The sequence below is a fragment of the Staphylococcus sp. HMSC059F04 genome, from assembly GCF_001812565.1.
Classification (GTDB): Bacteria; Bacillota; Bacilli; order Staphylococcales; family Staphylococcaceae; genus Staphylococcus; species Staphylococcus lugdunensis.
This window is the reverse complement of the sequence record NZ_KV809470.1, coordinates 134821-146167: the sequence shown is the minus strand read 5'-3', so window position 1 is coordinate 146167 and position 11347 is coordinate 134821. Positions and strand designations below refer to the sequence as shown.

The window sequence follows — 11347 nt, the reverse complement described above, 5'->3', positions numbered from 1 at the left end:
GTTGACTAGGATTGAAAAAAGCTTGGTATAAGCGATGTTTTCAATCCAGTTAACTACTGCCAATTTAGAGTCTAGAGCCTAGTCCAAGACTCACATCTACTGCAATAATAAATCCCTACACAATCATATCGCAGTGCATGCTCACACGATGATTAAATATGGAAGGAGTGGTCAAATGAAGTCAATACAATTGTTTCATATCTACCACTCTTTTTTATTAAAGAAGTGGTATTTATTTGTCTATTTAATATTGATTGTCCTATCACTAGTCTTGGCTTTGACGGCAGTTCAATATGCCAATCAAGAAGATAAAGGTTTCCGTCTTGGCATTGTGGATAAGGATCATTCAAAAGAAACACAGCTTATTTTAGGTTCCGTGGGTAAAGGGAGTAATTTTGGGAAACATGTTACCTTAAAACAATACAGTGAGAAAACAGCTAAACAACGTCTATCCAAACATGAATTAGATGGCTATTTTGTTTTTGACAAAGGTATGACACATGCCTTTTATCATCAAGGACAATTACCTATCACAGTATATACATACGACCAACAGTCTACAAAGAGTGTCGTTATTAGCCAATTAACCCATTCAGTTTATGATCGCTTAATGTTATCGATGGGAGGTATTTTAAGCTACACACACTTAACTGAGAAGCCATCATCTCAAGACATGGTTATGCTAATGACTGATTTACTATTTACCGGATTGAATCGTGTTAATGCTTTTAATTACGAACCAGTAAAGGTTTATGATACAGGCAGTTACTATGTCGTTACTGGATACTTACTATCCATTTTTATACTTTGTCTATCGTTATTTTCTGTGCTCAAAATGAATCAAGAAACGGCATTGAAAGAACGATTGCAACTCTTTCACTTCTCATTTGAAAAGTTAACATTTGTTCGTGGTGCGATTGCATGGTTCTATTCAATGATTTGGGCAATCCTTGGCTTTCTATGGATTAACCATACATTAGACGGGTCTTTTGAAAGTTATAATTGGCCAACCGTAGCAATTCAGCTCACTTATTTCGTGACTTTCTTAGTCATGCTGCTCATCTTAATTGAGCTTATTAGTAAAAACTGGATGAATTTACTTTTAAAATGCGTATTAACGCTTATCTTTATCGTATTCTCAGGCATAACGGTGCCAACAATCTTTTTCCAACATAGCTTTAACAGTATATTGGCAACACAGCCGTTTAGTTTAGTAACAAATCAAATGTTGGAAATCACATTAAATAACTTTATTTTAGATACACATCCAGCCTTTTATATCAGCTTTATTGCTGTGGCATTGGCACTCTGTGTGGTCGCTGTTTGGAGGTATCGTCGATGAAACCTTACATTCAACTTGTCATTCGAAAACAATGGCTACAATATGTTCTTCTGCTCATCATTATTGGTGCAGCACTAAGCTTATTATATGCCGGACAAAAAATGGCTAGTCAAAACTTTAAGATACCTATTGCTATTCAAGATATGAGTCATAGTAATGACTCAAAACAACTGATCAAGCACATTTCGGATACACGATTTGTTTCGGTTAAATCCATATCTGCAGACGATATTTATATTGATGATGCAGTTAAGAAAAAGGAAGCTATGATCAGTTTACAAATTCCAAAAGATTTTGATAAGCGCTTAGCCGAAAACCGTTTGAAGTCATCGATTCAACTCTATGGACGAGATGATTTTATTGGTAATATTGCATTAGAAATCGTTAGTCGTTCATTATATGAACAACAAATACCGCATATTATTCAAGAACACTTAGATAAAAATCATCACCACCAAAGTATAGACAAAATTAAAGAAGCCTATAAGAATAATACACCAACATCAAAATTCAAAAATGTTGCGATTCATTCATCAGCGAATCACTCGCTTTCGATTAGTTTAATATTTGCATGGGTACTCATGATCAGTGCAATTCAAATTGTACTTCATCAAAGATTAAAACAAAATGCGCCACTTGGGCGATTATTCCAATTTAATCACAGTCGACTCAAACTTTATGGCACTTATATCGTGACACATACATGTTTGCTTTTATTCGTAATGATGATGATTCAGTGGTTGATGCACCAGCCATTAAGTTTATTCTTTTATGCTAAATCATTCGCTGTTATTTTTATCTATGAATGGGGTATCGCAAGCTTATTATTTAAGGTTAATACACTCAGCCATAGATTATTTATGGCTATTGTCTGGTCAATCGTGATAGCTATTCTATTTATTAGCATTCAAATGTAAAGGAGTGAGACACATTGATCGAATTACATGCTATTTCTAAAAGTTATAAACGTAAACACATTTTTGAACAGCTAAATATGCAATTTGCTGACAATCAACTGACTGTCTTACTCGGAGAAAATGGTGCTGGGAAATCGACATTATTGCGTTTGATTTCAGGGATTGAACAACCAAATTCAGGTACCATTGATTACTTTGGTAAGACGCTATCAAAACGTCAAATTAGAAATATAGTAGGCTACGTGCCACAGGATATTGCTTTATTTGAACATATGAGTGCACAAGAAAATATTCAATTTTTTAAATCATTGTGTGACAAACCTGTTGATGATGATACCATAGCCCACTATTTGAAATTATTAAACTTTACTGACATGAAGGCACGTGTATCTACGTTATCAGGCGGGAATAAACGCAAAATTAATATTTTAATTGGTTTATTAAGTCAACCTAAAATACTAATTTTAGATGAGCCTACTGTTGGTATTGATTTAAAATCACGTTATGATATTCACCAACTGTTAAACCAAATGAAATCCAGTTGTTTAATCATTTTAACGACACACCATTTAGATGAGGTAGAGGCATTAGCTGATAACATTAAACTCATCGGTCAACATCCATTTTATCGAGATGTTTTAAATGATAAACAATGGACTTATGAACATTATCATAATGCTTTATAGTATTAATAAACGCCTATCACAAAAGGACAATTTCTAACTCCTTTCGTGATAGGCGTTTTCGTATAATGCAGTTGTATCTTAAACAATTTCAAAGTAATATTCTTGCCAATTGATTATATTTAACCTTCATTCAATAGTTAGATTTGTAAAATACTTATCTTGCCAATGCTGTGTTTTAGCAGCTGATGGATTAAGGTCCTCTTCCCATGTTGGATAGACACGTAAAGCCATTTTCCCCTTATGTGATGTTGTCGATATGATATGTTGTTTAACTAGAACCTCTCGAGGAAATACGAACTGTCCAAACCGTTGTCCATCAATAACATTGACGACTAAAAACATTGGAAATTCAGCATCTTGATATGGTCTGTTGTTATTATCGTCATCTTTACACCACATCGCAAAGAAATATCCTCGTTTTTTAGGTGTTTTATGTGCGCGTCTACTCATATAAGTTTGCCCATTTAACTCGCACCTAAATGCTTCATAATCCGCATTCCACGGTTCTGTCTTGATTTCGATAGATGTATTACTATGATTAACTTGCAGTAGTTCTTTAACTAGATCTAAAGATTGCATGTTTTGTAAGTGTTTTGTCATATATACCTACCTTTTTGGCATAACCACATCTGCTTTATGATGCTGAATCATTTTTGATTGGTGCCGATTTGACTTGATCACCATTTTGATCTTCTTTAATCATTTTTTTACCTTGCAATTTATAAGTACCTAGAATTTCGCCATCTTGATTCCGATAATTGATTGACCAACTATCTTTCGTCATTTTAATATTATCCCACAGATAATCTTTATTAGCAGGCGCTCCTTCAAGTTGAGCAATTTGGTCAAATAGCTGACTACGTGCATGTGCCATTTCAGTGCCGCTTTCTTTTAATTCGCGCTGTTTTCTCTCAGTATCTGATTCATCCATACGTGGATCCTTTTGTGTTATTTTAATCTTATTCTCCATCTCAGGTAATGAACGATTATTTTTATTCTCTGTATATACTTTATTTAAATCGTATTCATCCCCAGATTTCAAAGCATCTTGATAATTGCGAATTGGACTTTGTGTAGCACCAATATAAATCTTATCATCATTTACCCCTACTACTGTGCGATAGCTACCTTTATCAGGATAAACCATGTAGAATTTCATTCCATCAGGTGCCTGACTTATATTTTCATAAGGAACTAGACCAAAGTCAACAATTTGCTTCACATCATTGTCACCTGTCCCTTGTCGCTTATATTTGCCTGTTAATATTTCATTTTTGGTTAGTGAATATTTACCTTTTGGATCAGCATAAAAAATTAATGCAAGTTTCGTTTTATCTGATAATTGTGCTGCTGACGATTTAGTTTGTCCCTTATCTTCTTTATCACTGTGTTGTTGGCCTGATGTTTTATTCTGTTTCTCATTGTTCTCCGTTTGATGTTTAGACGTGTGCTTTTCATCTTTCTTATTATCAGCTTGTGACGTCTTTTTCTGATTTTCTTGTTGTGATGAATCACTGTTTTGACAAGCCGTCAATAACATGAGTGCCACCGAACTTGCTAGAAATACTTTTTTCATATTCCTCATCCTTTCTTTGTTTAATAACACTTTTTAAAATATATAATTAACTTATACTTTAAACATATCATAAAATGTATTATAAAAAAATATGGTATATGCTTCACATCCTACGCGCTTAATTCAACCTACTTTACATAACTTCGAACGGCAAACGCATGTCAAAGTTGAAACTGAACAAGAAACAACGAATTCAAACACTTTATATACAAAAAACTGAATAGCGCACAGAACAAAGAAATATCATAAACATTTCTACAAACAATGCAAGATGGAGATGAATTGTCTAAATTGACTTTGTTGTCAGTTTTCTTCTTTTTAAGATTGTACTTACTTCTTTGAATTTTTTTACTATTGCCTCTTTTTAATGTGGCCTTTAGAAAAGTCATGAAACGTGGGATAATATGAACATTGCGAACAATTTAATATTTGAAAGGAGTTAAATGATGACACCATCATTGAAATATAATCAAATTACAACTATTTTCTTCATCACCGGCATCGCTGTGATGTGTAGTTTATATACAGCGCTTCCTTTAACCGTAGCATTCGCTAAAGACTTCGATATTCCAAAATCGATTGCTACATTAAATGGTGTTGTTTTCTCAATTACCTATTCTGTAAGCTGCTTATTTTATGGCACTATTTCAGAAAAATTTGGTCGTATTCGTACCATTTTATGTGGCTTAGTGGGCTTAGTCATTATTTGCTGTCTGATTGGCTTTGTGCGGTCATTTATCTTATTAATTATTCTACGCGCACTGCAAGGCATCTGTGCTGCAGCATTTTCTCCAGTATCTATTACCTATGTAACTGAGAACTATTCACCAGTGAAGCGTGTAACAGCCATTAGTTTTATTAGTACAAGCTTTATGTTATCTGGTGTAATTGGTCAAAACTTAAGTGAAATTATTGTACGTTATACACATTGGCATAGCGTGTATTTTACCTTAACAATACTTTATCTCATTTTAGCTGTGGCCATTTATAAAAAAGTTCCTGAAAGTCCAGTCTACCACCCTCATATTCGTTTACTTAGCTTTTTCACTAATTTTAAAGCCTTTAAAACGAACAAAATGGTCTTACTATGTTATTTTGTATCACTAACCTTGTTAACGATGTTTATTAGTATGTATGATATATTTAATGCCTATATCACTTCAGATATTGTCGGCGGGAACCAAACAACTGCGATTAATGCAAAGCTATACGGTATCTTCGGCATGCTATTAGCTTTACTTGCAGGACGTTTAAGCGATCGTATCGGCGTCAAAAATGTCATCCTCACATCATTAATGATTAGTATTATATCGTTATTAGGTATGGCATGTACTACAAATGTTACTTTACTTGTGATGTGGAGTGTCACGTTTATTGCAGGAATTGCATTTTGTGTCCCTTCCGTCATCTCAAATGTAGGTATTGTAGTCAACGGTAATCAAGGATTCTTTTTATCTGTAAATACCTTTATTTTATTTTTAGGAACTGCACTTGCACCAATTATTAATATTTATATAGCACGCATACAAAGCTTTTCACTTCAATTTATTATTATCGCTTGTATTGGTATCATTTCTCTTTGTGTTGCACTTTTTCTACCTAAAACTAAACGCTATTAATTAACAATGGTATGTGTCTGGGGCATAATTATGTCTCAGGCTCTGAACTCTATATAGACAGTAATTGACTGGATTGAAAATACACTTATCCTAAGCTTTTTCAATCCGAGTCAACCTTGCCGGGGCGGGACTACGAATTCACAATGAATTCTAGCCCGCTCTAATTCTTTTACTATATACCTGCTGCAATATCTTTCAATATTTCTTCAACAGTAATCTTTGCACTAGTTAAAACAATAGGCACACCTGCACCTGGATGTGTACTTGCACCTGCAAAATATAGATCGTGATAGTCACGAGCAACATTTGGCGGTCGGTAATAATTACTTTGAGCGAGTGTTGGCATTAAGCCAAATGCTGAACCATACTGTGCATGATAGTCTCGTTGAAAATCTAACGGTGTAAAAATTGTTTCTGATACGATATGCTGTTTAATATTTTCAAGGGCTTCTATCGTTCCTAACTTGTGATAAATGATTTCCTTGATGCGAGCTACTATCGATTCATCCTGCCAATCTATTTTTGTTGTTTTCAACTCTGCAGTAGGCATAAGTACATATATACCTGTTTGTCCCTCAGGCGCTAGCGTCGTATCACCTACTGCTGGAACATAAATATATAATGATGGATCCTTTGACAATTGACCATTAAATATTTCTTTCACATTTTGTTCGAAATCTGCCGAAAAAATCACATTATGTAATAACAGGTTGTCTCTCAAGTCTTGATCTATACCAATATACATTAGGCATGCAGAACATGAATAATCTAATTGTGCTATTTTTTGTGGCGGATACTTTTTAACAGGGCTATGTTCAGGCATAAGATGTTGTGCTGCATATGGAAAATCAGCAGTACATAATACCTTATCAAAGCGTTCAACAAGACCATTGACTCTTATTCCATCGGCTCGTTTATATTTTGGGTCTATAATAATTTCATCGATTTGTGCGTTTAAACGAATATCAACACCCAAATCTTGATTTAAACGTGTTAAACCTTGTGCCATGCCGTACATGCCGCCTTTAATAAAATGCACACCAAACATCATTTCAATCATCGGTATAATAGAATATAGTGATGGCCCACGCTTGGGATCGATGCCAATATATAACGTTTGAAAAGCTAAGAGTTTTTGGATTTTATCATTATCAACATATTGTGCAATTAAATCATCTGCATGATTTAACGTCTTTAATTTAGCACCTTGCACTAATGACGTTAAGTTATAAAAATCACTAGGCTTACGAAACGTACGCTCTAAAAAATATTTGCGTGCAATTTCATAACGCTTATAAATATCAGTAAGAAATGACATAAAGCCATGTGTTGAACCTGGCTCGATGTGCTCTAACATTTGTTGTAATTGAGCTAGATCAGTAGGTACACGAACTTTGTCATCCTTAGCAAAATAGACATCATAAATATAAGGTAATTGTGTCATCTCTACATAATCTTCAAAGTTTTTGCCACATGCTTCAAATACTGCTTTATAGACTTCAGGAATCATCACGATTGTAGGGCCCATATCGAAAGTAAATCCATCTTTAGTAAACTGACTCATACGCCCACCAAGTCGATCATTTTTCTCAAACAATGTCACTTGATGACCTTTTGCTGCCAATCTTGCCGCGGATGCTAAACCAGTCACGCCTGCACCAATTACTGCTATATTCATTCCTATTCCACCTGTCCTTGATATTTCTTTTTTATACGTCGATAAAATTTTGCCTTATCTACTTTGGATACATACACGCGTTGATGTAATGTGTACCCTGCCTTTCTAACTTCATCAAGAATGCCCGCATAAATCACTGCAGCTAGCTCAATAATAGGTTGCGCTTGCTTATTAAACACATGAATATTCGACAGCGCATCATGGTAGGCTTGTTCTGCTATATAAGCTAATGCTTCCCACATCTTAATATAATTCGATGTCACACCTTGCTGATATTGTTGTTTAATATCAATATTAAAGTGCGCCAACCGTTCTTTACTAATATAAATACGTCCCTGTTCAAAGTCTTCTCCAACATCACGTAAAATATTAGTTAATTGTAAAGCTTCTCCTAATTTTCGTGCGACTCGAAACGTTTCTGTAGTTGGCTGTTGTGCTAAAATAGGTGTTAAAACTTCTCCAACAGTTCCCGCAACCCCATAACAGTAATCTAACATAGCTTCATCGGTATCAAATTGCTCAAAATATTGATCTTTGCGTACTGTATCAATAAGCTTGTAAAATGCTGGGTATTCCATTTTAAATGTATGTGCGACATTTGAAAATGCGTGCATGATTCGCGCATCGCTTTGAAATTCAGGATGCAACTGTTGTTGTTCAATGGCCATAATATCTTGTCGTATGTACTGCAAATATTGTGGATCATGATGAACATCGATACTATCATCAATCACACGGCATACAGCATAAATCGCCCATACTGCACGTCTTTCTCTATCTGGTAAATAATCAAAGGCATAGGAGAAACTTTTAGAATGATGCTTCATCAGTTGATGGCAGTATTGAAAATGGTCATCTAGTGTCATCTCGTGCACCCTCCTTGTATTAAATATTTATAACATCACAAATGATACGTTCGGCCTTTCCATATAACGCTTCGCTTACAGTAAGACTGTATCCATGATGATAAAAACACACCACTAAAAAAGATAAATAAGATAGGGTGCAAACATAACATCCAACGTGAAAAATGACCTACTCGTCGATGTATGCGTATAAATTGCATTGTATAAAGAATATATAATATCCCCATGTTAACTTTAGATATCGGCTTTACTAACAAACTAAGTATTAAGCCTGATGCTGTAATAATCGATCCCATTAACCATATAACAATACTTGTCATAACCTTTGGCGAAGTTGCAGTAGCACCAACAGAAAAATGTTTAACCCATCCATGAACGAGTGACTGAATGCCATCTTCATACATTCGGAATTGAATATCTTGCTGTCCTTCATATAAATTTACTGGTAAGCCTTGTTGTGAATATGCTTGACCTAATGCGAACCCTTCAATAATATGATGTTTAGCTTGTTGATGTCCTTGTGTGGACTTATAATCAGTTGAATTAGTCAAGACAACAGGCCCAAAGGCCATGCGCGTAGTCTGCTGTCCGTCTATTAATGAAAATTGATTCGTACCAACTACTGTCAATGTATTAAATAGCGCCGATAAACTTTCATAAGGTCGTATAGTAGAATGATAAGGTTGGACACTTAACAAACCTCGGTAATCTTGTTGGTAGTAAGTATCGATGAGTGCTTGAATTGCTCTAGGGGATGTTAATGTCACATCGGCATCAACAAACAACAATAGTGGAGTTGATGCGTAGGTCGCACCTTGATAACAAGCCAATGACTTACCTTGCCATAATGACGGTTTATCAGCTTGAACTGAATAGACAGAAGCTCCAGCTGCGCGTGCGATTTCAGCAGTTTGATCTGTGGATCCATCATCCATCACAATCATTTCTACAGAAACGGTTTGTTGTGCTAATGACTTTAATAAGCGTGGTAAGCGTTGCGCTTCGTCACGCGCTGGAACAATAACGGATAATTCCAATTGTTTTGATGAATGAATCTTACTATGTGTCAATGGATGGCGTCGACCATACATGACTTTACCACTAATGATAGAAAAGAACGTAAATAGCATAGTTAATGAACTAATCCATTTCACTTTAGTCTCTCCTTTCACCGTGTTCGATAGCATTAATTTTATCCGCTACTTGTTGCCCGCTTAAAGTAACCATAGGCATGCCCCCACCCGGATTTACAGAACCACCAACAAAAAATAGATTATTAAAATAAGCACATTGCTTTGGAAACTTGAAGCCCTTATTTTTCTTTTTATCTGCCACAACGCCATAAATAGCACCACGATTAGAACGATAATGATGTTCTATATCTTCAGGCGTCCACATATCCTCAAACACAATGTGCGCTCTTAAATCATCTAATCCCATAGCTTCTAACTTATCCAAAACACGTTCTTTTAATTGCAGATAATCTTCCTGGGAGAAAGGTTGATTTTGAATATATGGAATATGCGGTAAAACTTTAATGCTCTCATAACCTTGAGGTGCCTGAGTTGGATCGGTTTTATTCGCATTCACTAAATAAATTGTTGGATCATACGGTAATATTTTGTCGTGAAAGACTTCACGATAATTACGCTTTGAATCTGCTGTGAAGAAAAAGTTATGATGTGCAAGCTGTGGAAAGTACTTATCAATACCTAAATGTAGTACGAGACCTGAACTTGCAGGTTCATAAATCTTTTCTAAACGTTCAATCTTTTTATCACTAAAATGCAGTAATTCACGATATGTCGGAATAACTTCCATATTTGAAATGAGATAGTCCGCTTCGACGCTTTCTCCAGTTGTTAGTCTCACACCTACAACTTTGTCAAATGACGTTTGAATGTTTTCTACACCTACGCCAGTATGAATATGAACGCCTTCTTCACGCGCTAACGTTTCAAGTGCTTGAGCCAAATGATGCATTCCTCCTTTGACATACCACAAGCCTTGTTCTTGTTGCATATGATAAAGCATTGATAACACGGCTGGTGCGTCATATGAAGATGAGCCAACATATTTAATAAAGTACCCTAACATATCTCTCAATTGTGGATTTGATACACGTCTATTAATAGCTTGTTGCATAGTAGAAAAATAATCAAAGCCACGCAATGCTTTAAACGGCCCGTGGTAAGTCAAAATTTCTGGTAAGGTATCTAAACCTAAGCGGAAATAGCCTTGTTCCGTAAAACGATGAATGCGTTCTGCGTAATCATAAAATGACATTAATTCTTGTCGATCTTGTGCTGTCAGAGTTGAATTATTATCAATAGTATCAGCAACATTATCATATAAATCTATCGTTTCCCCAGATGGAAAGAAACTACGCCATTGCAATGGCAATCGCTCTATATCTACGTAATCTCTCATTTCTTTACCACTGTGTTGAAAAAGCTGTTCAAAAATATAAGGCATAGTAAGAATAGATGGTCCTAAATCAAAACCAAATTGAGAGGTAGTTAGACGATTAACCTTTCCGCCGATATGGTCATTTTGTTCATATAAATCGACACGGTAGCCACTCTGTGCCATCCGAATCGCAGCGGAAATACCGCCAAGACCGCCACCAATCACAACTACTTTTTTAATTGGCATACACTCAC

Annotated in this window: 10 protein-coding genes; 4 read left to right on the top strand and 6 right to left on the bottom strand. The window is 35.4% G+C overall.

What is annotated here, in order from left to right; all coding sequences use genetic code 11:
* Positions 1–175: 175 nt before the first annotated feature.
* From HMPREF2864_RS07675 to HMPREF2864_RS07665, 3 genes are read left to right on the top strand one after another with little or no spacing between them, the layout of a single operon-like run.
* Positions 176–1342 (top strand): ABC transporter permease, encoded by a 1167-nt coding sequence (locus HMPREF2864_RS07675; protein ID WP_002479064.1) that lies wholly within the window; start codon positions 176–178, stop codon positions 1340–1342.
* Entirely contained in the window at positions 1339–2259 is a 921-nt protein-coding gene (locus HMPREF2864_RS07670) for an ABC transporter permease (RefSeq protein WP_002479065.1), read from the top strand. The genes HMPREF2864_RS07675 and HMPREF2864_RS07670 overlap by 4 nt, the downstream gene beginning before the upstream one ends.
* A gap of 14 nt (positions 2260–2273) precedes the next feature.
* Positions 2274–2945 carry an ABC transporter ATP-binding protein gene (locus HMPREF2864_RS07665; RefSeq protein ID WP_002460794.1) on the top strand — a complete coding sequence of 224 codons (672 nt, stop codon included), beginning with the start codon at positions 2274–2276 and terminating at the stop codon, positions 2943–2945.
* Positions 2946–3071: 126 nt separating this feature from the next.
* On the opposite strand, the gene HMPREF2864_RS07660 is transcribed toward HMPREF2864_RS07665, so the two are convergent.
* Positions 3072–3545 (bottom strand): MepB family protein, encoded by a 474-nt coding sequence (locus HMPREF2864_RS07660; RefSeq protein WP_002460795.1) that lies wholly within the window; start codon positions 3543–3545, stop codon positions 3072–3074.
* Between the two features lie 34 nt (positions 3546–3579).
* Positions 3580–4521: a hypothetical protein gene (locus HMPREF2864_RS07655; protein WP_070545326.1), complete on the bottom strand. Its 942-nt coding sequence runs from the start codon at positions 4519–4521 to the stop codon at positions 3580–3582.
* A 446-nt stretch (positions 4522–4967) separates the two neighbouring features.
* Between HMPREF2864_RS07655 and HMPREF2864_RS07650 the strand changes: the two genes are divergently transcribed.
* Positions 4968–6140: an MFS transporter gene (locus HMPREF2864_RS07650; RefSeq protein ID WP_037543395.1), complete on the top strand. Its 1173-nt coding sequence runs from the start codon at positions 4968–4970 to the stop codon at positions 6138–6140.
* Between the two features lie 172 nt (positions 6141–6312).
* Here the strand turns inward: HMPREF2864_RS07650 and HMPREF2864_RS07645 are convergent, their stop codons facing one another.
* From HMPREF2864_RS07645 to HMPREF2864_RS07630, 4 genes are read right to left on the bottom strand one after another with little or no spacing between them, the layout of a single operon-like run.
* Complete coding sequence (locus tag HMPREF2864_RS07645) at positions 6313–7818, bottom strand: phytoene desaturase family protein (RefSeq protein WP_070545328.1); 1506 nt, start codon at positions 7816–7818, stop codon at positions 6313–6315.
* 2 nt (positions 7819–7820) lie between these two features.
* Entirely contained in the window at positions 7821–8684 is an 864-nt protein-coding gene (locus HMPREF2864_RS07640; protein ID WP_002479070.1) for a phytoene/squalene synthase family protein, read from the bottom strand.
* 35 nt (positions 8685–8719) lie between these two features.
* Positions 8720–9838, bottom strand: coding sequence for a glycosyltransferase family A protein (locus HMPREF2864_RS07635; RefSeq protein WP_002479071.1), 1119 nt, complete (start codon positions 9836–9838; stop codon positions 8720–8722).
* A gap of 1 nt (position 9839) precedes the next feature.
* The gene (locus HMPREF2864_RS07630) at positions 9840–11339 is read right to left on the bottom strand and encodes a phytoene desaturase family protein (RefSeq protein ID WP_002479072.1); all 1500 of its coding nucleotides are present in this window, start codon (positions 11337–11339) and stop codon (positions 9840–9842) included.
* Positions 11340–11347: the final 8 nt, after the last annotated feature.

Coding starts and splice junctions, on each gene's coding strand:
- HMPREF2864_RS07675 (WP_002479064.1), top strand. CDS start 176: ATGAAGTCAATACAATTGTTTCATATCTACCACTCTTTTTTATTAAAG.
- HMPREF2864_RS07670 (WP_002479065.1), top strand. CDS start 1,339: ATGAAACCTTACATTCAACTTGTCATTCGAAAACAATGGCTACAATAT.
- HMPREF2864_RS07660 (WP_002460795.1), bottom strand. CDS start 3,545: ATGACAAAACACTTACAAAACATGCAATCTTTAGATCTAGTTAAAGAA.
- HMPREF2864_RS07655 (WP_070545326.1), bottom strand. CDS start 4,521: ATGAAAAAAGTATTTCTAGCAAGTTCGGTGGCACTCATGTTATTGACG.
- HMPREF2864_RS07650 (WP_037543395.1), top strand. CDS start 4,968: ATGACACCATCATTGAAATATAATCAAATTACAACTATTTTCTTCATC.
- HMPREF2864_RS07645 (WP_070545328.1), bottom strand. CDS start 7,818: ATGAATATAGCAGTAATTGGTGCAGGCGTGACTGGTTTAGCATCCGCG.
- HMPREF2864_RS07640 (WP_002479070.1), bottom strand. CDS start 8,684: ATGACACTAGATGACCATTTTCAATACTGCCATCAACTGATGAAGCAT.
- HMPREF2864_RS07630 (WP_002479072.1), bottom strand. CDS start 11,339: ATGCCAATTAAAAAAGTAGTTGTGATTGGTGGCGGTCTTGGCGGTATT.